The sequence below is a fragment of the Kineococcus deserti genome, from assembly GCF_050871945.1.
Classification (GTDB): domain Bacteria; phylum Actinomycetota; class Actinomycetes; order Actinomycetales; family Kineococcaceae; genus Kineococcus.
Genome location: NZ_JBJLSI010000025.1, coordinates 56,846 through 79,340, shown reverse-complemented (window position 1 = coordinate 79,340; position 22,495 = coordinate 56,846). Strand labels below are relative to the sequence as shown.

Sequence of the window (22,495 nt, the reverse complement as noted above, 5' to 3'; positions counted from 1 at the left end):
CGTGCTGGGCCTGACCCGTTCGCTGGCGCGCGAGATGGCTCCCCACGGCATCACGGTCAACGCCCTCAGCCCGGGCGTGGTGGACACCGACATCCGCGCCGGGGCCACCGACGAGGCCAACGAGGCGAGGCTGGCGGCCGCGGTTCCGCTGGGCCGCCAGGGCACCCCCGAGGACATGGCCGCGCTCGTCGTCTTCCTGTCCAGCCAGGACGCCTCCTACATCACCGGCACCACCCAGAACATCAACGGCGGTTCCTACATCGCTTGACCGGCCCCACCCACCACGGTTCTGGACGGAGCAGCCATGAGCGTGAGCACACCTGACCGACTGACGGCCCGGCGGGTCGGCATCTCCACGATCACCTTCCGCTTCCGCGCGCTGCAGGAGGCGCTGACCCTCATCGCGGGCACCGGGGCGGTGGAGGTGGACCTGGGCGCCATCCCCGCGGTGACCGACCACGTCCCGGTGCCCTTCACCGGCGACCCGCAGGCCTACGTGGCCGCGCTGGCCGCCCACGGCCTGCGCGCCGGCGCGGTGAACTCCGACGTCGGGCCCCTCAACGACCCGGCGCTGGACGCTGCGACGCTGACGGCCACCGCGGGCCCGCTGGTCGAGCTCGCCGCCGCGACCGGCGGCGCGCTCATCGTGCCGTGCGGTGGACCGTCGTGGGAGGCCTACGTCGACGAGGAGGCCGACCTGGCCCGCATCGTGGCCAACCTGCGCCTGCTCTCCCGCCTGTGCGCCGCACGAGGAGTGCGGCTGCTGGTGGAGGTGCTGCACCACCGCCGCTACGTGCACGACGTCCAGCGCGCCGAGCGCGTCCTGCAGGCGCTGGGACCGGACGAGATCGGGCTGCTGCTGGACGTCTCGCACGTCGTGGCCTCCGGCGACGACCCTGTCGCCTGGGCGGCACAGCGGGCCGACCGCGTCGAGCGCGTGCACCTGCGCGACGCCGTCCCCGGCGACCTCAACCTCGGCATCGGCCGGGGACAGGTGGACTTCCGCGGTGTGCTCGACGCGCTGGAGGCCGGCGGTTTCACCGGCACCTACGTCCTCGAACTCGAAACCCACGACGTGCAGGAGGAGGACCGCGAAGCCGACGCCCAGCGCTCCTGGGACGAGATCGTCGCCCTGCTCGCCGACGTGACGCGGCTGTGACCTCCAGCGCCTCGCCCTGCTGTGACGTCGGCGACCACGGCGCCGCCGTCCAGCGGCGGCGGAGGCGCGACCACCGGTACCCACCAGGACGTGCTGGAGGCCCACTCGTCGCGGCCCGGCGGAGGTCGAGGAGCTGACGGCCTGGGGTGCGGCTGCGCTCGTCAGGAGCGCGGCGGGGCGGTGCTGTCGCGCAGGACCAGGCTCGTGGCCAGCTCCACCCGGGGGTTGGCGGGCGCCTCCCCGGCGGCCGCCGCCAGCACCGTGCGGGCGGCCAGCGCCCCCATCTCGGCCAGCGGCTGGCGCACGGTCGTCAGCGGCGGCGAGGTCCACGCGGCCAGGGTGAGGTCGTCGAACCCCACCACGCTGACGTCCTCGGGCACGCGCAGACCGGCCCGGCGCACCGCCTCGTAGACGCCGAGGGCGATCTGGTCGCTGGCGGCGAACACCGCCGTGGGCGGGTCGGGCAGGGCCAGCAGGGCGGCGCCCTCGCGCAGCCCGGACTCCTGGTAGAAGTCGCCCTCGCGCACGAGGGCGGGGTCCACGACGAGACCGGCGGACTCCACGCCGGCGCGGTAGCCGTCCAGGCGGGCGCGGCTGCACAGCATCCCGGTCGGGCCGCTGACGTGCGCCACGCGCCGGTGCCCCAGCCGCACGAGGTGCTCGGTGGCGCTCAGCCCACCGGCCCAGTTCGTCGCCCCCACCGAGGGCGCCCCCTCGACCGGCCCTCCGGTCGGGTCGACCACCACGACCGGCACCGCCGCCTCCAGCAGTTCCCGTGCGAGGCCGGGAGCCAGGGAGGAGGCGACGAGGACGACCCCGTCGCTGGCGCGGGCACGCAGGTTCCCCAGCCAGCGCCGCGCGGAGGTGGTGCGCCGGTGCACCGCCGAGACGACGGTGCCGACCCCGGCCGCGTGGGCGACGTCCTCCACGCCGCGGATGATCTCCACCGCCCACGGGGAGTCGAGGTCGTCGAAGACGAGGTCGAGCAACCCGGCCCGCGACGTACCCCGGGCGCGCAGCGGGCGCCGGTAACCGTGCCGGCGCAGCAGTTCCTCGACGCGTTCGCGGGTCGCCGTCGCGACGTCGCCGCGGCCGTTGACCACCCGGGAGACGGTCGGCACGGACACCCCCGCCTCACGGGCGATCTGCGTGATCGTCACGCTGCGCTCGGACTCGTCCACCAGGTGCCCCCCTTCCTCCGGGTGATCACCTTAGGGCGCGGACGGTGCGGCACGCCCCGCCGCAGGTACGGGGCGTGCCGCGGGACGTCAGCGGCCGCCTCCGGTCCGGGCGGCGCGCAACGCCGACTGCAGCGCGTAGTAGGCGGGCTTGCGCTCGTAGTCGTCGGTCATGACCGTCGCCGAGCCCTCCGCGGGGAAGAAGACCGGCACCCAGGAGTACTGGTCGGTGAAACCCCAGATGGTGAAGGAGTTGCACTCCTCCACGCCCAGGCAGGCCTGCAGGGCCTGGCGGTAGTAGTCGGCCTGCTGCGCCTGCTGGGCGCTGGTCGGAACCCCGTTCTCGGGCAGCACCATCCGGACGTCGAGTTCGGTGATGGCGGTCTCCAGGCCCAGCGCGTCGAAGCGCTGCAGGTTGGCCTGCAGGTCGCCGGGGAACCCGTACTGGGTGCTGAGGTGACCCTGGATCGCGAAACCGTCGACGGGAACGCCCTGGGCCTTCAGCTGCTGGATGAGCTCGTAGTACGCCGTGCTCTTGGCGTTGACCCCCTCGACGCCGTAGTCGTTGAAGAACAGCTTCGCCTGGGGGTCCGCCTCGTGGGCCCAGCGGAAGGCGTCGGCGATGATCCCGGGCCCCAACCGCGTGATCCAGATGTTGCCGCCCTCGCTCGTCGGGCCGACGCGCAGCCCGCTGCCGTCGTCCTTGACGATCTCGTTGGCGACGTCCCACTGCTGGACGCGGCCCGCGTAGCGGCCGACGACCGTCTGGATGTGCTCCTTGAGGATCGCGCGCAGTTCGTCGTCGGTGAAGTTCCCCTCCTCCAGCCACTGCGGGTTCTGGCTGTGCCACAACAGGGTGTGCCCGCGCACGACCTGGCGGTTCTCCTGCGCGAACCGGACGATGGCGTCCATCGGGTAGAAGTTGTAGAAGTCCCGGCGGGGATGGATGTACTCCCACTTGGCCTGGTTCTCCGGGGACAGCGAGCTGAACTCCGCGGCCATGCGGTCGCGGTACTCCACGTCGTAGGCGAAGGGGTCGGCGTAGTCCTGCTCCGCGTGGTGGCCGCCGCCGGCGACGGCGGTGCCCACGACGAGGTCGCGGGGGGCGGAACGGCGCAGGGTGTCCTGACCGCCGTGACGCTGGGCGGCCTGCGCCTGTCCGGCCTCGGCGGCCGGGTGGGGGGCCGCCACGGCCGGGGCCGACGCCGCGAGCGCCAGCAGCGTGGGGGCGACGGCGAGCCCGACGAGGCGTCGGGCGGTGGTGGTGGGGGACTTCCGGTGCAGACGCATGTCTTGCCTTCCGTGGGCTTCTTCGCCGGGACAGGCGACTTCCGGAAGTCTTCCGGAAGTCGTGGGGCGACTGTAGGGATGCTGTGAACGCACAGTCAAGACCCGTGACGGTCAGCAGACGGATCCGCCGGTCGACGCCGCAGCCCCCTCCCGGCCGGCGCGCTGAGCTGCGACAGGAACCGCCGGCACCGAGGATGGCCGCATCGACGCCAGCCACGCCCTGCTCGCGGCCGCCGCCGCGCACGCCGGTTTCCAGGCGGTGGTGACCTTCGTCGCCTACCCCGCGCTCACCGCCACGTCCGCCCGGGACTGGGCCACGGTGCACGCCGCGCACTCCCGCCGCATCACCCCCGTCGTGGCGGTCGTCTACGGAGCGCTGTCGGCCGCGGGGGTCTGGGCGCTCGCGACCCTCGCGTTGACCCCCTGGCTCGGCGTCGCTGTCGCCGGGGCCGCCCTCACCGCGGCCGCGACCGCCTTCCTCGCCGCCCCCACCCACACCCGGCTCGCTCGGGAGGGTCCGCGCCCGGACCTGGTGCGGCGTCTGGTGCGTGCCGACGCGATCCGGCTGGCCGGTGCGGTGCTCACGCTGACGGGCGCGCTGGGGGTCGTGCCCTGACGGGCCGGGCGAACCGGAGCACGCGGTGAGCACGGACCCGGCGAGCGGAGGACCTGGTTCCACACCGCTCGCGCGTCGAGGCGATGACGGTCTCGACGTTGCGGTACGCGGTGCGCTCCGCACCCGCGCGACCCCGCCGCCACCGCCGGGCGAGGCATCGCCCTGCACAGGTGAACCGGCACCACCGTCCGACCGGCTCGGGGTGGATCCGGGTCAGGGAACGCCCCTTCACCTCGCGCCTCGATGGCCTCGCACCTGATGGCCCTGCCGTACGGCCAGGTGCTCCTCGAGGGCACTGTCCTCCGCAACTGGCGGCCACCGTCGAGGAAGAGAGGTGGACCGCCCGGCATCCCGAGACGGGCGCACCGCACAGTGCCAGCGACACCGGCGGAAACACCGCCACCCCGGCACGCCGTCGCGATCCCGGCGCACGCACACTGCCCGGAGTCGGCGCATCCTGCTGCCGTGCGCAGGCTGGCCCCGCCCTGGTCCCTCCCCCCGCGCCGCGAACGCCGAGTTCAACGGTGGGGCGACGGCCGCACGTGGTCGACGAACTCCCGAGAGCGCGCCGGTGGAACGTGAAACGTCTCCGAAACCTCCCACCAGTAACCTCCGCGACATGGGTTCGAGGAATCGCCTGCCGGTCGTGACCCGCGGTTCGCACCGCCTCCCCAGCACACGCGGGCTGGCCCTGTTCGGCTTCGCCGGAGGGCTGGCCCACGTCCCCGTCGCGTTGTCCCACCCCCATCCTTCCGCGACCGTGGGAATCACCCTCCTCGCACTCGCCTTGTTCTGCCTGCCCTGTTCGGGTCACCTGTACCGGAGCGGGTCCCGGCGAGGGACGGCCCTCACGGCGATCGTCGCTGCCGGGATGACCGTGGTGCACGCCGTCCTGCTCTCCCATCCTCAGGCGGACGTCGCCCCTGCGAGCGTCGCGGTCGTCGGCCACCACCAGGCGGAGATCAACTGGTTCCCCCTCGCCGTGGGACACCACACGGTCGGCCTCATCGCCCTGGTCGTGAACCTGGTGCAGCTCGGGTGGGGCGCAGCACTGCTCTCGGGCCCGGCGCGAAGGAATCCTGACGTCCGGCTGACGCACGTGGTCGGTGGATGGCAGGCGGGAACTCGACACCGACACCTGGATCCCAAACAACCGCACCGTGACCAGGAAAGTCGATTCTGGATCCAAAGCGGTGACTTCTGCTAGCGTTCCCCGCTCAAGGCGCAGCCTGCGCCCGAGGGGAGAGCCAGGCGATGGTGGACACCGCCGAGACGGGGGGAACGGCCACGTCCGGGCCTGCGCTCGTCGACGACGTCGCGGCCCGCATCCGCGAACGCATCATGTCCGGCGAGATCCCGATCGGCGCGCAACTGCGACAGGCCGAACTCGCGACGGACTTCGGCGTGAGCCGTACCCCGGTACGCGAAGCGTTGCGGCAGCTGCAGAGTGGTGGACTCATCGAGGTCCTGCCGAACCGTGGCGCCGTGGTGCGTGTTCCCGCTCCCTGGGAGGTCCGCGAGGCGTACGAGGTGCGCGCCGAACTGGAGGCGCTGGCCGCGGCACGCGCCGTGGAGCGGATCTCGGCCGCAGAGATCGAGGAACTCCGGGCCGCCAACCAGAACATGTACGACCGTTCGCTGACCCTCAGCGAAGGCCACGCCGCGCCCTCCCCAGCACGGCCGGGCAACGACGCCTTCCACACGACGATCGCGACGATCTCCGCCAACGCGCGCCTGGCTCGGGTCGTCAACGACATCAACGAGACGTTCCCGCGCAACGTGTCCGCGCAACTGCTGGTCACCGACGCCCGCCAGCGCGACGAGAACTTCCGCGAACACGAACGCATCATCGCCGCGTTGGAGGCCGGGGACGCCGAGGCGGCCGCCCGTGAGATGCGCAGGCACGTCCGCAAGGCCGGGGAACACCTCGCGCACTGGTACGAACGCCGCTCGTCGACCGTCTTCCGCGGGTGATCGTCCTCCACAGGTGACCAGAAGGGCCCCGGGTTCCCCGGGGCCCTTCTTCGTTCCCGCGATCAGCGGCAGCAGGCGTCACCGGAACCGGCCGCGTGCGAGCGCGGCGCCGGCAGGTCCAGTGCGGGGTTCCGCTCGAAGAAACCGTCGGGTTCCAGACGCATGCCGATGCGGTGCGCGGACATCATCGGCCACTCCTCGGGCCGGGCGGAGTGGTGCACGCCGACCACGGGCCACAGCACCAGTTCCGTGCCGTCCAGCGGGCGGTCGGCCTGCTGCCACACCTGCACGCCGTCCGCGCCGAGGTCAGCCTGGTTGGGGTACTCGCCGGCGATGAACCGTTCGGAACCGTCGTAGGGCGTCGCCCACAGGTGCTTGGCCACGAACGGCGCCTTCCGCTCCACGACGCTGCCCGGCTTCGCGTAGAGCCGGGCGGTGTTCTGGATCGAGAGCCGGTAGGCCGTCGCCTCGCCGAACCGGTTGAGCTGCTCGGTGTTCTCCACCAGCCAGTGCACGGCCCGGGCCGGGTCGGCGCGGCGAGCCGCCTGGAGTTCACTGCTCAACGGGGTGCGGACCATCTTGCACGCGTTGCCGTGGGGGTTGAGCTCCTCGTCGTCCTCGACCTCGGCGTGCACCTCCACGAGGCGGTTGAGCGGGCCGTCGACGGCCACGTCCAGCCGCAGACCGAAGTAGTGCTGGTGGTTCGGCGCCTGCACGTTGGGGCTGACCATGCGGCCGTAGGCCGGCCGTCGCCCGTCGGCGATGCCCGACACCGACAGGATGCCGGTGAGCTTGATCTCCAGCTCGATCGTGCCGTCCTGGTACAGCGACCAGTAGAAGCCGTAGTCGTAGTTCGCGACAGTGGCGAACGAGGAGACCACCAGCCGGCGCGAACGGCGAACGTCTGCCTCACCCGTGCGGGTGTTGACGTGCTTCCACAGGATCGAGTGGTCCTCCTCGTGCAGGCACACCGCGTTGGTGATCGTACGCGGGTTGCCGTGCCCGTCGAGGACGGCCGCGTCGAAGTAGCGGATCTCCCCCAGGCAGTCGCAGCCGAGTTCCAGGGACGCCGTCAGCGGGCCCGCCCCGTACTCGCCCCAGTCGAAGAAGTTCTTCCGGTACGCGGTCGGGTCGGAGTCCAGGTACGGCACGTACATCTCGTTGACGGCGGCGCGGCGCAGCACACTGCGGGTACGGCCGTGGTCGTCGTAGGTGAGGTCGTGCAGGACCAGACCCTCGCGGTGGGTGAACCCGATCCGGAAGGTCCAGTTCTGCCAGCGCACCTGCTGGCCGTCGATCTGGAACCCCGGCCCCTCGGGCTGGAGGATCTCCAGCGGCGCCACGGCCCGGTCCGGACCCCAGGTGCCCGAGCGGTAGTTCCCGGTCTCGCCGGCCATCGGGATCACCCCGTGGTCCTCGATCGAGATGACCTCCAGGGTCTCCAGGTCGATGATCGGGACCAGCCCGGCGACGGGACGCGCGTACCCGTTGTCGTCCTCGCTGACCCGGTGCCACACGGTTCCCCAGGACAACCGGCGGTCCTCCAGGCCCTCGGGTTCGAAGCCGGTGATGGACTCGGGGTCCACCCACACCAGCGAGGCGTCGGTGATGCCGCGCTCGGCCAGTGCGGCCTGCAGCTTCGGGTCCTGCCGGCAGGCGGCCGCCACCATCCGCGCCTCTTCGCTGGAAACGCCGGGACGCTTGGCGTCGACGGACCGCCAGCCGGCCAGGGCCGCGGGACGGTCGGTGCCGCTGGTCCAGGCCGCGACCTCCCACGCGGCGTGCGCGTCGGGGTTCATGACGACGGCGCGCACGGGACGGCCCTGACCGGGAGCCAGGGCCCGCGCCAGCGACTCGTCGACGGCGACACCCCAGAACCGGGGGCGGTCGCCGATCCGCTCGTCGGCGCGCAGCAGGGCGACGACCTCGGCGATCTCGGTCTCGGTGAGCGGGTCGTTCCAGAACCGTTCGGTCGGACCACCGTGGGTGTGGGCGGCGTTGGTGTCGGCGTTGGTGTGGGCGGTGGTGGTCACAGCGTCTCCGGTTCGTGAGCGGGTTCTCGGGTCGTCACGCAGGCGCGGCCGTCGGCCCGGGGATCGGTGGCCGCCAGCAGCCCGGAACGTCGGGATCGGACGGCGATCTGGACGTGGCCGGCCTCGTCGAGGAGGCAGTCGCGGTGGACGACCCCGGCACCGGCGTCCTGCGCCGCCGGTGCGGCGGTCTCCGCCCCCGGTTCGGTGACGAGGGTGACGCGCTCGTGGCCGAGGTCACGGGCGCCGACCACCCACCGGGGCCGGGCGAGCACGTCCTGCAGTTCGGTGCCGTCGGCGGCGGCCAGCAGCGCGGGCAGTGTCTGGCCGAGGATCCAGGGCTGGGCGCGCCCGCCCTGGCACCCGGCGGCCAGGACAGCCTCGCCGGTGTCGACGATCACCGGGCACAGCGTGTGCGGTGGACGGGACCCGTGCCGCACCCGGGCGGGGCTGGCCGGGTCGGTGCTGAACCCGGCGCCGCGGTTGTGCAGCACGATGCCGGTGGCCGGTTCGAGGATCCCCGCGCCGAACGTCTGGAAGACGCTCTGGATGAGCGAGACCGACAGTCCCTCGTCGTCGACAGCGGTGACCGCGACGGTGTCCCCCAGGGCCCGGCCGGCGGCGGGGGCGGCGGCTCCGGTCCGCACCGACAAGGTGGTCATCGCGGTGACGTCGACCTCTCCGGTGCGGGGGTCGCCGAGTTCGCGGTCCCGCACGTCCATGCCGCGCAGGCTGGCGACGACCAGATCGTCGGGGCGGCCGGACCGTTCGGCGGCGACGGCGGCCTCGGCTACCCCGAGCAGCAGGGCACCCTGCGAGGGCGGGGGTGCGACGTACCAGTGCGCGCCGTCGACCTCGGCGTGCAGCGCCGGGAGCACCTCGGCGACGTGGGCGCGCAGGTCCTTCCCGGTGTGGGTTCCGCCGAGGGCGCGCAACCCCGCCGCGAGCAGGTCGGCGGTCCGGCCGCGGTAGAGGTCCTGCGGGTCCTCGGCCAGGCGTCGCAGCGTCGCCGCCAGGGCGGGCTGGGCGACCGGGTCGCCCTCGCCGAGGACGGCGCCCGTGGGGGCGAACACGGCGCGCAGGCCGGGGTCGGCCAGCACCGCGGCCTCCTGGTCGCGCAAGGCGCGGGCGAGCCCGGCCGAGACGGGCAGCCCTGCCTCGGCCAGCTCGGCGGCGCGGGAGAAGACCTGCGGGAGCGGCAGTTCGGCACCGAGGCGGGCCAGTGCGGTCCAGCCGGCGACGACTCCGGGGACGGTGACGGTGGCCGGTCCGCGGCGGGGCATCGGCGCGCCGGCCAGCGCGTCGAGGTCGAGCCCGGCGGGCAGGGTGCCTGCCGAGACGACGGCGGTGGTCCGGGGTTCGCGTCCCGAACGCTCGTCGCGGACCAGCGCGATGAGGTCGCCCCCGAGTGCGCACTGGTGGGGGTAGACGACGGTGAGGGCGGCGGCCGCGGCGAGCGCGGCGTCCAGGGCGTTCCCGCCCGCCCGCACTGCTTCCTGCGCGAGTTCCACGCCCGCCGGGTGAGGCGCGGCGACGGCCACGGTCCTCACGCGACCACCCGCCTGTCGATGCCGATGAAGTCCAGGTCGGGCCGCGCGACGCCCTGGCACAGGTCCGCGACGGCCTCACCGACGGCGGGTCCGAACTTGAACCCGTGCCCCGAGCACGCCGCGGCCACGACGACCGCGGGGGCGTGCGGCAGGGCGCCCAGGACGAACCGCTTGTCCTCGGTCATCGTGTAGAGGCAGGCGGCGGTCTCGACGACGTCCGGTTCCAGGCCGGGCACCAACGCGGTCGCGGTGCGCACCAGGCGGTCCACCTCCGCTGCGGTGGGCGGGGTCGGCGGGAGCTCGGGGTCCCAGGGGTGCTCGGCGTCGATCCCGACCTTGAGACCGGAACCGTCGACGTCGGGCAGCCCGAACACCAGGCCGTCGGGACGGTCGACGGAGAAGGCGGTCAGCGAGGGCGGCTGGGCGACCGGCTGGCCGGGGCGGAAGGTCGCGGTGAGGATGCGCCACACGGTGAACAGCCCGGCCAGCGACGGCTCCAGCTCGCCGTTCCAGGCCCCACCGGCCAGGACGAGCCGGCGGGTCCGCACCGTCCTGCGGTCGGTCTGCACCAGGCACCCGTCCCCCGTCTGCTCCCACCGCAGCACGCGTTCACCGAACGCGAGGTCGGCGCCGAGCCGGCGGGCACCGTCGCGGGCCACCCGCAGGGCCGTGGACGCCTCGACGACCCCGGCGGAGGGGTCGTGCACCGCGGCCCACCCGGGCGGCAGCGACAGCCCGGGGGCCAGGGAGCGGAGAGCGTCGGGGTTCTGCACGCAGACGCAGCCGGGGCCCTGCAGCTGGGACGAACCCGGGTGTGCGTACAGGCCACCGGTGCGGTGCACCAGGGATCGGCCTGCCGTGCGCTCCCACCGGGCCCAGCCGTGCTGAGCCCGTTCGACGAGGTCGTTCCACACGGGGTTGGGGTAGGCACGGCGGATCATCCGGGTGCGGCCGTGGGAGGAACCGCGGACGTGGCCCTCGGGGAACCGGTCCAGACCCAGGACGCGCTCGCCACGGGAGGCGAGTTCGAAGGCGGCGGCCGAGCCGTGGATCCCCAGGCCGGTGACCACCACGTCGAAGGTGTCGCTCATGCCGCGGTCTCCACCGCGGGCAGCGCGGCGACGGCCTCGAGCAGGGCGCCCCGGTCGGCGGCGTCGTTGTAGACGTGCAGCGAGGCGCGCACGACGGCGTCCAGTCCGCGGTGCCCGAGGTCCCACTGGGCGTGGGTGGCGGGGACGGCCACGGTCCGCACCCGGCGAGCGGCCAGCTGGGCCACGACCTCGCGCGCAGGAACGCCGTCGACGGTGAACGTGACGATCCCCGACCGCGCCGCCGGCGGGTCCTGCACGTTCACGCGAGGCAGCGCGCGCAGGTCTGCGCGTAGCGCCTCGGCCGTCGCGACCAGGTGCTCCTCGGAGCGGTCGACCCCGCGCTGGAGGCTTTCGGCCAGCGCGGCACCCAGACCGAGGCGGCCGGCGATCGACGTCTCCCAGCTCTCGAACCGGCGAGCCGTCGGCGACAGTTCCCAGGCGAGTTCACCGGTCCATCGGGCGCCGCGCACGTCGGGGACGGCGGGGGCCAGTCGGGCCGTGAGGGCGGCGCTGACGTAGGCGAAACCGGTGCCGCGCGGGGCGCGCAGGAACTTGCGCCCCGTCGTCACCAGGGCGTCGCAGCGCAGCGTCGCGACGTCGACGCGCAGGTGCCCCACCGACTGGGTGGCGTCCAGCACGTACGTGGCGCCGTGCCGTGCGGCGAGTTCACCCACGGCCGCGGCGGGTTCGACCAGCCCCGAGGACGTGGGGATGTGCGCGACGCAGACCACGGTGCGGGCCCCGCCGCGTCCACCGGTGAGCAGGTCGTCGAGGTGCCCGAGGTCGATCGCGCCGTCGGGTGCGCTGCGCGCGACGAGCAGTTCCACACCGCGTTCCTGCGCCAGGCTCATGAGGTGCAGGGCGTGGCTGACGTAGGTGGAGCGGCTGACGAGCAGCCGGTCGCCGCGGGACAGCCGCAGGGCGTCGACGACGGCGCGCAGGCCGGTCGTGGCGCTGTCGAACAGCGCGATCTCGCCGGGGGTGGCGCCGACGAGCCGGGCGGCCGAGGAGTACACGGACTCGAGGTCGTCGGCCACCATGGCGGCCGCCTCGTACCCGCCGTGCGTCTGCTCGCGCAGCAGGTGCTCGACGACGCTGCCCACCACCCGCGTCGTCGGTAGCGCCGAGCCCGCCGCGTTGAAGTGGTGCGCAGCCTGGCTGCCCGGCGTGCGCGCACGTTCAGCGCTCACGTCGAGCAGTGGCCCGCGTTCGACCGACGTCCCCACGGGAACCACCTTCCGGATCTGAGGATCCAACGTTAACACCATTGGATCCAATATCGATGAGTTCAGCGGGGAGTCGGCCAGGGTTCGGCGACGGCGGCCGCGACGACCTCGGCGGTCGTGCGGATGCACCGTTCCGCCTCGGCTGCACCGTGTTCGGCGGTGGCCTGCTCGACGTCACGACCCCAGACGCCGCTGGCGCTGACCTGGTCGGTCCGGTAGTCCCAGAACGTGTCGCGGTCCTCCAGCGAGACGGCGCGGTCCATGTGCACGACCTGCGGGTCGATGTGCAGCATGAGCGAGGTCTCGAAGTAGTTCGCGTGCATCAGGCCGCGGCCGTAGGTGACCCGGCCGTCCACCTGCGACCCCGGGTAGGCCGTGACGTAGAAGATGCACCGCACGCGGACGTCGTCGTGCCGCACGCGCAGCTTGTCCGCGGCGACCTCCATCGGCCCGGCGTTCCAGGTGTGCGCGTTGAGCAGGACGAACTGCCGGACCCCGTTGGCGTACAACGACTCCAGCACGTCCTCGAGGAGCATGACCATGGTCTCGGGCCGCACGGTCAGCGTTCCGGGCAGGCCGCCGTGGGACCCCGAGACGCCGTAGACCACCGGCGGCACGACGGGAACTCCGGTCAGCGCCGACACCCCCAGCGCGACGTGGTGGGCGATGGCGGCGTCGACGTTCAGCCCCAGGTGCGGACCGTGCTGCTCGGTCGCCCCGACCGGGACGATCGCCGCGCCCGTCGCCGCGACGACGCCGGGAACCTCCGGGGACGTCAGCAGTTCCCACTGCACCGGAGTTCCGGTTCCGCCGAGGCGGGCGGCGAGCCCGGCGTCGACGACGGGCAGTTCGGGACCGGTGCCCCGGCTCACGCGGTGAACCCGGGCAGCGCGAGCAGCCGGGCCATGTTGCCGCCCTCGACGAGGGCGCGGTCGTCCTCGTCGGGAACGGCCTTGGCGATCTTCATCCGCTCCAGGTCGAAGTCGCTGCCGGGCCACTCGGTGCCCATGAGGATCTTGCGCGGGCCGAGCCGGCCGTACGCCCGCTTGACGTCGGACAGCAGGGTCGCCGACGTGTCGAGGTAGACGTTCTCGTTCCGCTCGGCCACCAGGATCGCGTCCGGAACACCCCAGACCGCGCCCATGTGCGCGATGACCACCGGAACCTGCGGGAAGCCCTTGGCCACCTCCTCGATGGCGAAGGGGGCGCAGAACGGGTCGTCGAGGGCGTTGACCAGGACGATGAGGCCGCGTTCGGCGCACACCTTCAGCACGGGGTCGAGCAGCCCGTGGTCGGAGACGCTGTAACCGTGCAGGCTCGGGTGCAGCTTCAGGCCCGGCAGGCCGGCGTCGGCGATGCGGTGGATCTCGTCGAGGGCGTCGTCGGCCTGCGGCATGACCTGCCCGAACCCGAAGAGCCGGTCGGGGAACTTCCCGACGAGGTCGACGAGGAAGTCGTTCTCGATGCGCTGCGCCAGGGAGCAGACCATCGCCATGTCCACGCCGGCCGCGTCCATCCGGTCCAGCAGCCGCTGCGGGTCGAACGGCGTGTACGGCGGGGGTTCCTGGCCCGGGCGGACCCCGGTGAGGTAGTCGGACCGGCCCCGGACGTCCTGAGCGGTGTTGTACGCGTCGATGATCACGAGAGGATTCCGTCCTGCGAGGTGCGGGGAGTTCTGGGCGTTCTGGCAGTCGTGACAGCTGTGGACCGCGCACCGGCGGAGAGCCGGCGCGGGCGCGGGCCGTGCAACCGCGGCACCGCCGCGAGCAGGCCCTGGGTGTAGGCGTGCCGGGGGTCCCCGACGACCTGGCGCACGTCGCCGGCCTCGACGACCTTTCCGGTGTTCATGACGCTCACCTCGTCGGCGTACTGCGCCACGACGCCGAGGTCGTGGGTCACCAGCAGCACGGCCGTCCCGGTCGAGCGCGTGAGGTCGGTCATCAGGCGCAGCACCTGCCGCTGGATCGTCACGTCCAGCGCCGTGGTGGGTTCGTCGGCCAGCAGCACCTTGGGCCGGCAGGCCAGCGCGATCGCGATCATCACGCGCTGCCGCATGCCGCCGGAGAACTCGTGGGGGTAGCTGCGGACGGCGCGCCGGGGATCGCGGATGCCGACGGCGTCCAGCGCCTCGACGGCCCGCTCGGCCGCCGCCCGACGGTCCAGCCCCTCGTGCAGCTGCAGCGTCTCGGCCACCTGGCGTCCGACGCGGTGCAACGGGTTCAGGCTCGTCATGGGGTCCTGGAACACCATGGACATCTCGGCCCCGCGCAACCGCCGGAACTCCGGTTCGGGCAGGTCCACCAGTTCCCGGCCGGCGTAGCGGATCGACCCGCTGACCCGGGTGCGGGGCGAGCGGGTCAGCCCGAGCACCGTCATGGCGGTGACCGACTTGCCCGACCCGGACTCCCCGACGAGGGCGTGCACCTGGCCGGCGTGCAGGTCCAGGTCGACGCCGTCGACGGCCTGCACGGTGGGACGGGAGGTGTCCGCGGGCACGAACGAGACCCGCAGGTCCCGCACGCTGAGCACGGGGTCGGAGGAGTTCTCGTGGGGATCAGGCATGACGCAACCTCGGGTCGACGACCATCATCAACAGGTCCACCACCGCGTTGACGAGGGTGAACAGCAGCGCGATCACCAGCGCGGCCCCCTGCAGCAGGAAGTAGTCGCGGCGGTCGACGGCCTCGACGAGCAGGCTGCCCACGCCGGGGTAGGAGAACACCGCCTCGGTGATGACGGCGCCCCCGAGCAGCGAGCCGAACTGCAGACCCGCGACGGTCAGGATCGGCACGGAGGCGTTGCGCAGCACGTGCCCGACGGCGATGCGCCGCTCGTCCAGGCCCTTCATCCGCGCCGTGCGGACGTAGTGCTCCCCGCGCGCGTCGAGGAAGGCGGCGCGGGTGATCCGGGTGAGGAACCCCGCGCTGGTCGCGGCCAGGGTGCCGGCCGGCAGGACGAGGTGGGTCAGCCACGGGCCGATCAGGTCGGGCCGGTTCTGCAGCACGGCGTCGACCAGGACGAAACCCGTCGTGGGTTCGTAGCCCGCCGAGTTGTCCAGCCGGCCCAGCGTGGGCAGCCACTGCAGCTCGACGCCGAAGACGACGATGGCGGACAGCGCGACGACGAACCAGGGCAGGCTGAACCCGATGGTGGAACCCGTGCGCAGCACCGCGTCGATCCACGTCCCGTGGAACCGGGCGGCCACCATCCCGGTGGCCACGCCGACGACGACCGACACGAGGACACCCGCGACGGCCAGTTCCACGGTGACCGGGATGGCCCCGGCCAGCAGGCTGGAGACGGTGCGGCCGGAGTAGTAGCTGGTGCCCAGGTCGCCGGTGAACAGGCCGCCGAGGTAGGTCACGAACTGGTGCGGCAGCGAGGTGTCGAGCCCGAAGTCGCGGCGGAGCTGGTCGATCTCCTCGGGGGTGATCCCGCTGATCGACCCCGACAGCGTGTCGACCGGGTCGCCGGGCAGCGCGTGCGCCACGAGGAACACGACGACGGTGACGACCAGCCCGATGACCGGGACGGACAGCAGCCGGCGCAGCACCGGGGAGGAGATCCACCGGGCGGCCGGGCCCCCGGGCCGGGCGCTGACGAGTTCGGGTGCGTCCAACGGCGGGGCGCTCACGCCGCACCTCCCGTGTCGACAGCGTCTCGCAGGTCGTCCCCGGCCAGGTTCGCCGCCACGGCGAAGACCGTGATGAGCAGACCGGGCAGGAGCGCCAGCGACGGGTTCGAGAAGATGAGTTCCTGACCGGAGCGGACCATGTAGCCCCAGTCCGGGGACGAGGCGTCCTGCCCCAGGCCGAGGTAGGACAGCGCCGAGGACAGCCCGGCCGTGACGGCCAGGCTGGAGGTCGTGTTCACCAGCAGCGGCCCGACGAGGTTGGGCAGGACCTCGCGCACCGCGATGACCGGCCCGGCGGTCCCCAGCGCGCGGGCCGAGCGCACGTAGTCGAGGTTGACCTGCGCCAGCGTGAGGTTGCGGACCAGTCGGGCGCAGAACGGGACCTGCGAGACGGTGATCGCGATCAGCGTGTTCGTCGTTCCGCCGCCGAGGACGGCGACCATGAGGATCGCGACCAGGACCAGCGGGAAGGCCAGCAGCACGTCGACGACCCGCATGACCAGGGAGTCGACGACGCCGCCGCAGTACCCCGCCAGCAGGCCCAGGACGGTGCCGAGGGCGGCCGCGGCCACCGCGCTGCCGATCGAGACGACGAGCAGCGGGCGGCCACCGGTTAGGACGCGGGACAGGACGTCGCGGCCCAGTTCGTCGGTGCCCAGCAGGTGTCCCGCGCTGCCCCAGGGCAGCAGCGCCTCGGAGTCCTGCGCCAGCGGGTCCACCGGGACGACCCAGGGACCGGCGACCAGCACGAGGACGAACAGCGCCAGCACACCCCATGCGAGGAGACCCAGCGGGGACCGGGCGAGGCGACGGTGTCGCCAGCGCGCCGCCGGACCGGTACGTCGCGCCGGGGGGACGGTGGTGGTCACGGGGTTCCTCGCGGGGGTGGTGCTGGTCATGCGGTCAGCGCCGCCTTCTCCATCTGCATCCGCTGCGCCGACAGCGCCGGGGTGCCGATGTCCTGGCAGCCGTTCGAGGCGACCACGTTCTGGGCGCAGGCGACCATGGCCATCGCCATGAACTGCTCGGCGAACAACCGCTGCGCCTGGCTGTAGAGGTCGGTGCGCTCGGCGTCGTCGGTGGTCTGCCGCGCGTCGTTCAGCAGGGTGTCGACCTGGGCGACCACGGCCGGGTCGAGCGTCGCGTGACCCGTCCCCCGGTTGGCGTAGCTGCCGGTGCTGGCGAGCATCTTGCCGACCATGTCGTCGGCGTCCGGGACGTACCCGTTGCGTTCCCACAGCGCGAGCTCGTGACCCTCGAGGTCGAAGAACCGCCCGGAGAACGAGCCCGGGTCGAGCAGTTCGACGTTCGGCACCAACCCGATGGCCTTGAGGTTGGCCTCGATGATCTGCGCGGCCAGCGGGTACCAGTTGTTGTTCTGCGCGATGAGGCTGACGGCGGCGCCGGTGGCACCGGCCTCCTCGACCAGCGCCTTGGCACGGGCCTCGTCGAACTCCGACAGGTCGGCCAGGCTGGCGTCGTAGCCGATCCGGTTCTTCGGCAGCGCGTAGCCGTCGGGGACGTCGGCGTAGCCGTAGAACGCCTTCTCGACGATCTCCTCGCGGTTGATGGCCAGGTTCACGGCCTGGCGAACCCGCAGGTCGGACAGCACGGGCGTGGTCACGTTCATCATGACGAAGACGTCCACGCTGCGCAGGCTGTCCTCGATGGTGACGTTCGGGTTCTGCCCCAGGCTGTCGGCCGAGGAGTGCGCGACGAACGAGGACGCGTTGACCTGCCCGCTCTGCAGGCCGGCGTTCAGCGAGGAGGAGTCGGCGATCTGCTGCAGCACCAGCCGGTCCAGCGCCGGCGCGCCGCCGAAGTAGTCGGCGAACGCCTCCAGGGTGATCGACTGCTGCGGCACGAGTTCGACGACCTTGTAGGCGCCGTGGCCCACGAGCTGCTGGCCGATGTCGGCGCCGGATGCGTCCAGCGCGGCGGCCGAGACGATGCGGCAGCTGATGTCGCCCAGCCGGGACAGGAACACCGCGTCGGGGGCCAGCAGCTGGAACTCGACGGTCAGGTCGTCGACGGCGCGCACCTCGGCCACGTTCCGGTTCAGCGACCCGCGCATGGGCCGGGTGGACGTCTGCGGCAGGGTCGGGTCCCCGTCGACGAGCTGCCGGTTGAAGGTGCGGACGACGTCGGTCGAGCTCAGCGTCGTGCCGTCGTGGGCGAGCACGCCCTCACGCAGCTTCACGCTGACGACGAGGCCGTCGTCCGAGACACTGGAGTCCTGGGCCAGGGCCCACTGGCGTTCCCCGGTGGTGAAGTCGAAGGCGACCAGCCCGGCGGAGATGCTGTCGACGGCCATCCAGTCGCCGAGGGTCGTGTAGAGGGCCGGGTCGGCGACGCCGTTGGTCCCGTCGATGCCGAACGTCAGGGTGCCGCCCTCACGCACGGCGTCCATCTCCTCGTTCCCCGGTTCCGAGCTGCTGCCGCAGGCGGTGAGGAACGCGCCCAGGCCCATGGTTCCCAGCCCGAGGACGCCGCCGTTCACGAGCAGCCCCCGGCGCGTCAGGCCGAGGGGAACGATGGGGTTGCCGAACTCGTCGCGTTGCACATCACGCCCTGCGGGGCGCACGCCCCTGCTCGAGAAGCGAGCCATGACCGTCCTTCCGGTGGTCCAGATCCGACGCGAGGAACGTATCCGACAAACCGCGTTTTGGATCCAAAGTTCACACAGACGTTACGTGCGGTCCGCGACGACGGGTTCGGGCACGGCGGCGAGCAGTTCCCGCGTGTACGGGTGCTGCGGGTTCCCGATGACCTCGTCGACGGGCCCGGACTCCACGACGAGGCCGTGCTGGACGACGGCGACGCGGTCGCAGACGTGCCGGATGACGGCGAGGTCGTGAGACACCATGACGACGGTCAGCCCCCGCTGCTCACGCAGGTCGGCCAGCAGGTCCAGCACCTGCGCCTGGACGGTGACGTCCAGCGCGGACACGGGTTCGTCGGCCAGCAGCACCCGCGGTTCGGCGGCCAGGGCCCGCGCGATGACGACGCGCTGCAGCTGCCCCCCGGAGGCCTGCCGGGGGTAGCGGTCGACGAACGCCGGCGGCAGCCCGACGTCGGCGAGCAGTTCCTCCAGCTCGGTGCGCGAGGGCCTGCGGCCGTGCCGGGCCACGACGGCCGCGGCGATCGCGGCGCCGATCCGGCGCCGCGGGTTCAGCGCGCTCGCGGGGTCCTGGAACACCATCTGCAGGTCCAGGCGCACGTCGCGCGGCAGTCGGCCCGAGGACGGCAACGGGGCGCCGCGGTAGTGGATCGTCCCGCTGCGCCACGTCTCCAGCCCGCTCATCGCGCGGGCCAGCGTCGACTTGCCGGAACCGGACTCGCCGACGATGCCGAGCGCCTCGCCCTCCAGGACGTCGAGGTCGACACCGCGCACGGCGTGCGTGCGCCGGTTGCCGGCGGAGTAGACGACGTGCAGGTCGCGGACCTGCAGCAGGGGTGCGGGAATCACCGGACAGCCTCCTCGTGGAACGTTGGACGAATGGACGGTTCGCGGTCGACGGCGGTGCGCCCACCCAGGACGACGCGGCGCACGTGCTGCGGGTCGGCCAGGTCGGCGGCGCGGCGCAACGGGTCCACGTCGACGACGAGGACGTCGGCGCGCAGGCCGGGGCGCAGCGACCCGATCTCGTCCTCCAGGTCGAGCATGTGGGCCGCCGTGCTGGTCCCCGCGCGCAGCGCGTCCAGCGGCGACATCCCGAGCTCGACGAGGTGCCCGAGTTCGGCCAGGTTCGCCCCGTGCGGAACCACCCCGGCGTCGGTGCCGAGCACGACGGGCGCCCCGGCCGCGAACGCGCGGGCGAGGTTCTCCTCGCCGCGGCGCAGCCAGTTCTCGCGCTTGCGCCGCAACCACGGCGGTGCCGTGGGGGACACCGGCCGGCGCAACGTGGCCAGCGTCGGGACGAGGAAGGTCCCGCGCTCCAGCAGCAGGTCCAGCGTCGGTTCGTCCAGGCCGTACCCGTGCTCGATGCTGCGCACCCCGGCGCGGACGGCGGCGGCGATGGCCGCCGTCCCCTGAGCGTGCGCGGCGACCCCGGCCACGGCGTGCCGCGCCCCCTCCTCGACCACGGCGCGCAGTTCGGCCTCGGTCAGTCCCCCGTGGTCGGGTTCGCTGCGCGGACTGCCCATCCCGCCGGAGGCGGCGACCTTGACCCAGTCGGCGCCCTCGCGGACGACCTCGCGGGTGGCGCGGACGAACTCGGCAGGACCGTCGGCCACGACGCCGCCGCGCGAACCTCCCGTCAGGTCGACGCCGGAGATCGAGCGCCAGTCGCCGTGTCCGCCGGTGATGCTGAGGATCCGCAACGCCAGCAGCAACCGCGGCCCGGCGACGGTGCCCTCGGCCACCGCGGTGCGCATGCCGTCGTCGGCGCCGGACAGGTCACGCACCGTCGTGATCCCGGCGTCCAGCGTCGCACGCAGGGCCGGGACCGCCCGCAGGACCCGCAGGCTGGCGGGGGCGGTGAGCAGTTCCAGCGGGTCCGCGCCCTGGACGGTGGTCAGGTGGACGTGGGCGTCGACGAAACCCGGCAGGACCCAGCGGCCGGTGCAGTCGACGACCTCGGCCCCCGCGGTACGCGCCGGATCCAGGGTTCCGGTGGGGACGACGGCGGTGATCGTCCCGTCCTGGCAGAGCACGTCGTGCCCCACCAGGGCTTCGTCCGTGCCGGTCATCGGCAGGACGGTTCCGCCCGTCAGCAGCAGTCCGGTCACGGCGCACTCCCCGGGTGAGCGAAACTACGGCGGTGAACACCGAGCTCCCCCGCGGCCTGCACCCCGACGACGCCGACCTGTGGCACGCCGCCGTCGACGTGCTCGCCCGTTCCTACCGCACCGGCCGCCACGAGGTGGCGGCCGCGCTGCGCACCGCCGACGGCCGGGTCAGCACCGGTCTCCACGTCGAGGGTTCGGCCGGCCGGTCCTCGGTCTGCGCCGAGGGCGTGGCCCTGGGGAACGTGTTCTCCGGCGCGGACGCCGCGGTGGTCGCGGTGGTCGCGGCGTTGCACCGGCCGGGGCCCGGCGGTGGGTTGCTGCGCCCGATCGCCCCGTGCGGGGTGTGCCGTGAACTGCTCGTCGACCACTGCCCCGGCGCGCGCGTCTACACGCACGATGCCGGGGGTTCGGCCGTCGCCGTGGAACTGCCGGGCCGCCCGGAGGACCGGCGCGGTTTCGATCCGGCGCGCGCCACGGTTCCGGGGTCGGTCACCGCGTGGACCGCGCTGGAACTCATGCCCGGGAAGAACCCCCGCGGCTGGTGAACGCAGGCCGACGGTCACCGGCGCACCAGGACGGTCCGCGCCGGGGCACCGTCGGCGTCCTTCCACTTGGCGGGCAGGCAGAACAGTTCGTACTCCCCCGCTTCGACCTCGCTGAGGTCGGCACCTTCGAGGATGATCACCTCGGCCGGCAGCAGCAGGTGGTGGGTGTCCCAGCCCTCGGTGCGCTCGGGGGACTCCAGGGTGAGGTAGTCGATGCCGACGAGGACGACTCCCTGGTCCTTCAGCAGCCGCGCACCGTCGGGTGCCAGTCCCGTCCAGTCGGTCGGTTTGTCCTCCGCAGAGGCGCGCAGCGCCTCGGTGGAGTTCCGGGTGCGCAGCAGGACACGGCGGGCGTCCGCGGTCAGCCCGGCGGCCGTGAGGTCCTCTGCGCCGATCTGCCCCTGCACCTCGCGCAGGTCCAGGACGACCGCCGGACCGCACAGCACGTCGAGGGGGATGCGGTCCACCGGCACCGCGCCGTCGACGAAGTGGGCCGGGGCGTCGACGTGGGTTCCGGTGTGGGCACCGACGAGCCAGCGGGTGACGTTGGACGCGTCGCCGTTGGCGATCGACTCCACGACCGTCACCTCGGGCTGCTTCCCCCAGTGCAGCATCGCGGGGTGGATCGGCAGGGTGATGTCGAAGATCTGCACGGTTCTCCTCAGGGTGTCGTCGGACTGGTCGTGTCCGCGAGGACCGGTTCCCGGCCCGCCCAGAACACGGGATCGTGGCCAGGCCAGACCTCGGTCCCGGGGGTGTCGTCCAGTGCGCGCAACCGGTCGACGGCCCGCTGCGCGGCCAGCGCATCGCCAGGGTCCACGGTCCACCCGCAGGGCCGGCGTTGGTCGAGGTTGGCGCGCAGGTCCGCTGCGTCGCAGGCCAGGACGATCGTCCGGTCGCCGAGTTCGACGGCGAACGACTGGTGGCCCGGGGTGTGCCCGCGGGTGTCGAGGGCGGTCAGGCCCTGCGCCAGGACGGTGTCCCCGTCGACGAACCGGACGTCGAGCCCGGGCCGGAGGTAGTCGCCGGGGGCGTAGGTGTGCCGGTGCCCGGCCCGGGTGGTCGCGAACTCCCACTCCGCGCGCTGCACGAGGACGGGTGGCCCGTCGACGAGGAACCGCAACCCGCCGGTGTGGTCCAGGTGCAGGTGCGAGAGCGCGCACCCGCGCAGGTCGGCGAACGACAGACCCGCGGCGGCCAACTGGTCGGGCAGCGGGTCCCCCGGCGGCACGATCGCGGTGTAGCAGGCGTAGTCGTACTGCGCGGCCCGGCGTGCGGGGTCGCGGACGATCGTGGCGTCGAAGCCGGTGTCGAGCAGCACCCAGCCGTCGCGGAACTCCACCGCGGCCGCCGTCACCGGTTCGAGCAGGAACCGGGCTGGGTCGCCGCCGGCCAGGGAGATCGACTCGGGGATGGGTTCGAAACCCAGGACCATCGGAACCAGGCGGACCGGTGGTCCCGACACGTCCAG

22 protein-coding genes are annotated in these 22,495 nt (G+C 73.1%); 6 read left to right on the top strand and 16 right to left on the bottom strand.

Going from position 1 to position 22,495, the window contains the following annotated elements; all coding sequences use genetic code 11:
* Nucleotides 1–268, top strand: a 268-nt coding sequence (locus ACRYR2_RS17860; protein ID WP_432564247.1) for an SDR family NAD(P)-dependent oxidoreductase, incomplete at its 5' end; no start/stop codon positions are given.
* A 42-nt stretch (nt 269–310) separates the two neighbouring features.
* Nucleotides 311–1,159, top strand: a complete 849-nt coding sequence (locus tag ACRYR2_RS17855; RefSeq protein ID WP_432564246.1) for a sugar phosphate isomerase/epimerase family protein — start codon at nt 311–313, stop codon at nt 1,157–1,159.
* 161 nt (nt 1,160–1,320) lie between these two features.
* On the opposite strand, the gene ACRYR2_RS17850 is transcribed toward ACRYR2_RS17855, so the two are convergent.
* Both ACRYR2_RS17850 and ACRYR2_RS17845 read right to left on the bottom strand, forming a co-directional pair.
* A complete protein-coding gene (locus tag ACRYR2_RS17850) occupies nt 1,321–2,343 on the bottom strand; it encodes a LacI family DNA-binding transcriptional regulator (protein ID WP_432564250.1) in 1,023 nt (340 codons plus the stop codon).
* Between the two features lie 84 nt (nt 2,344–2,427).
* Entirely contained in the window at nt 2,428–3,627 is a 1,200-nt protein-coding gene (locus ACRYR2_RS17845; RefSeq protein ID WP_432564245.1) for an endo-1,4-beta-xylanase, read from the bottom strand.
* A gap of 262 nt (nt 3,628–3,889) precedes the next feature.
* Here ACRYR2_RS17845 and ACRYR2_RS17840 point away from each other — a divergent pair, with 262 nt between their 5' ends.
* The 3 genes from ACRYR2_RS17840 to ACRYR2_RS17830 all read left to right on the top strand — a co-directional run bounded on the left by ACRYR2_RS17840 (nt 3,890) and on the right by ACRYR2_RS17830 (nt 6,217).
* Nucleotides 3,890–4,243, top strand: coding sequence for a hypothetical protein (locus ACRYR2_RS17840; protein ID WP_432564244.1), 354 nt, complete (start codon nt 3,890–3,892; stop codon nt 4,241–4,243).
* A 760-nt stretch (nt 4,244–5,003) separates the two neighbouring features.
* The gene (locus tag ACRYR2_RS17835; RefSeq protein ID WP_432564243.1) at nt 5,004–5,450 is read left to right on the top strand and encodes a hypothetical protein; all 447 of its coding nucleotides are present in this window, start codon (nt 5,004–5,006) and stop codon (nt 5,448–5,450) included.
* Between the two features lie 47 nt (nt 5,451–5,497).
* A complete protein-coding gene (locus tag ACRYR2_RS17830; RefSeq protein ID WP_432564242.1) occupies nt 5,498–6,217 on the top strand; it encodes a GntR family transcriptional regulator in 720 nt (239 codons plus the stop codon).
* Between the two features lie 62 nt (nt 6,218–6,279).
* Here the strand turns inward: ACRYR2_RS17830 and ACRYR2_RS17825 are convergent, their stop codons facing one another.
* The 12 genes from ACRYR2_RS17825 to ACRYR2_RS17770 all read right to left on the bottom strand — a co-directional run bounded on the left by ACRYR2_RS17825 (nt 6,280) and on the right by ACRYR2_RS17770 (nt 20,479).
* Nucleotides 6,280–8,250: a primary-amine oxidase gene (locus ACRYR2_RS17825; protein WP_432564241.1), complete on the bottom strand. Its 1,971-nt coding sequence runs from the start codon at nt 8,248–8,250 to the stop codon at nt 6,280–6,282.
* Complete coding sequence (locus tag ACRYR2_RS17820; protein WP_432564240.1) at nt 8,247–9,797, bottom strand: gamma-glutamyltransferase; 1,551 nt, start codon at nt 9,795–9,797, stop codon at nt 8,247–8,249. The genes ACRYR2_RS17825 and ACRYR2_RS17820 overlap by 4 nt, the downstream gene beginning before the upstream one ends.
* The gene (locus ACRYR2_RS17815) at nt 9,794–10,888 is read right to left on the bottom strand and encodes an FAD-dependent oxidoreductase (RefSeq protein WP_432564239.1); all 1,095 of its coding nucleotides are present in this window, start codon (nt 10,886–10,888) and stop codon (nt 9,794–9,796) included. The genes ACRYR2_RS17820 and ACRYR2_RS17815 overlap by 4 nt, the downstream gene beginning before the upstream one ends.
* Nucleotides 10,885–12,114 carry an aminotransferase class V-fold PLP-dependent enzyme gene (locus ACRYR2_RS17810; protein WP_432564238.1) on the bottom strand — a complete coding sequence of 410 codons (1,230 nt, stop codon included), beginning with the start codon at nt 12,112–12,114 and terminating at the stop codon, nt 10,885–10,887. The genes ACRYR2_RS17815 and ACRYR2_RS17810 overlap by 4 nt, the downstream gene beginning before the upstream one ends.
* 62 nt (nt 12,115–12,176) lie before the next feature.
* Complete coding sequence (locus ACRYR2_RS17805; protein WP_432564237.1) at nt 12,177–12,986, bottom strand: creatininase family protein; 810 nt, start codon at nt 12,984–12,986, stop codon at nt 12,177–12,179.
* Nucleotides 12,983–13,756, bottom strand: a complete 774-nt coding sequence (locus ACRYR2_RS17800) for an amidohydrolase family protein (RefSeq protein ID WP_432564236.1) — start codon at nt 13,754–13,756, stop codon at nt 12,983–12,985. The genes ACRYR2_RS17805 and ACRYR2_RS17800 overlap by 4 nt, the downstream gene beginning before the upstream one ends.
* Complete coding sequence (locus tag ACRYR2_RS17795) at nt 13,753–14,676, bottom strand: ABC transporter ATP-binding protein (protein WP_432564235.1); 924 nt, start codon at nt 14,674–14,676, stop codon at nt 13,753–13,755. Before ACRYR2_RS17795 ends, ACRYR2_RS17800 begins: the two co-directional genes overlap by 4 nt.
* On the bottom strand, nt 14,669–15,748 hold the full coding sequence (locus ACRYR2_RS17790; protein WP_432564234.1) for an ABC transporter permease: 1,080 nt from the start codon (nt 15,746–15,748) through the stop codon (nt 14,669–14,671). Before ACRYR2_RS17790 ends, ACRYR2_RS17795 begins: the two co-directional genes overlap by 8 nt.
* Entirely contained in the window at nt 15,745–16,617 is an 873-nt protein-coding gene (locus ACRYR2_RS17785) for an ABC transporter permease (RefSeq protein ID WP_432564233.1), read from the bottom strand. The genes ACRYR2_RS17790 and ACRYR2_RS17785 overlap by 4 nt, the downstream gene beginning before the upstream one ends.
* Nucleotides 16,618–16,643: 26 nt before the next feature.
* Nucleotides 16,644–18,311 (bottom strand): ABC transporter substrate-binding protein, encoded by a 1,668-nt coding sequence (locus tag ACRYR2_RS17780; RefSeq protein WP_432564232.1) that lies wholly within the window; start codon nt 18,309–18,311, stop codon nt 16,644–16,646.
* A 126-nt stretch (nt 18,312–18,437) separates the two neighbouring features.
* On the bottom strand, nt 18,438–19,217 hold the full coding sequence (locus ACRYR2_RS17775; protein WP_432564231.1) for an ABC transporter ATP-binding protein: 780 nt from the start codon (nt 19,215–19,217) through the stop codon (nt 18,438–18,440).
* On the bottom strand, nt 19,214–20,479 hold the full coding sequence (locus ACRYR2_RS17770) for a metal-dependent hydrolase family protein (protein ID WP_432564230.1): 1,266 nt from the start codon (nt 20,477–20,479) through the stop codon (nt 19,214–19,216). Before ACRYR2_RS17770 ends, ACRYR2_RS17775 begins: the two co-directional genes overlap by 4 nt.
* A 32-nt stretch (nt 20,480–20,511) precedes the next feature.
* On the opposite strand from ACRYR2_RS17770, the gene ACRYR2_RS17765 reads away from it, so the two are divergent.
* Nucleotides 20,512–21,024, top strand: a complete 513-nt coding sequence (locus tag ACRYR2_RS17765; RefSeq protein ID WP_432564229.1) for a cytidine/deoxycytidylate deaminase family protein — start codon at nt 20,512–20,514, stop codon at nt 21,022–21,024.
* A 14-nt stretch (nt 21,025–21,038) separates the two neighbouring features.
* Here the strand turns inward: ACRYR2_RS17765 and ACRYR2_RS17760 are convergent, their stop codons facing one another.
* Nucleotides 21,039–21,677 carry a cyclase family protein gene (locus ACRYR2_RS17760; RefSeq protein WP_432564228.1) on the bottom strand — a complete coding sequence of 213 codons (639 nt, stop codon included), beginning with the start codon at nt 21,675–21,677 and terminating at the stop codon, nt 21,039–21,041.
* 8 nt (nt 21,678–21,685) lie between these two features.
* Nucleotides 21,686–22,489: an N-acyl homoserine lactonase family protein gene (locus ACRYR2_RS17755; RefSeq protein ID WP_432564227.1), complete on the bottom strand. Its 804-nt coding sequence runs from the start codon at nt 22,487–22,489 to the stop codon at nt 21,686–21,688.
* Nucleotides 22,490–22,495 lie beyond the last annotated feature (6 nt).

Bases quoted from the DNA above. Each gene is read 5' to 3' on its own strand.
- ACRYR2_RS17845 (WP_432564245.1), bottom strand. From the start codon at position 3,627: ATGCGTCTGCACCGGAAGTCCCCCACCACCACCGCCCGACGCCTCGTC.
- ACRYR2_RS17830 (WP_432564242.1), top strand. From the start codon at position 5,498: ATGGTGGACACCGCCGAGACGGGGGGAACGGCCACGTCCGGGCCTGCG.
- ACRYR2_RS17815 (WP_432564239.1), bottom strand. From the start codon at position 10,888: ATGAGCGACACCTTCGACGTGGTGGTCACCGGCCTGGGGATCCACGGC.
- ACRYR2_RS17795 (WP_432564235.1), bottom strand. From the start codon at position 14,676: ATGCCTGATCCCCACGAGAACTCCTCCGACCCCGTGCTCAGCGTGCGG.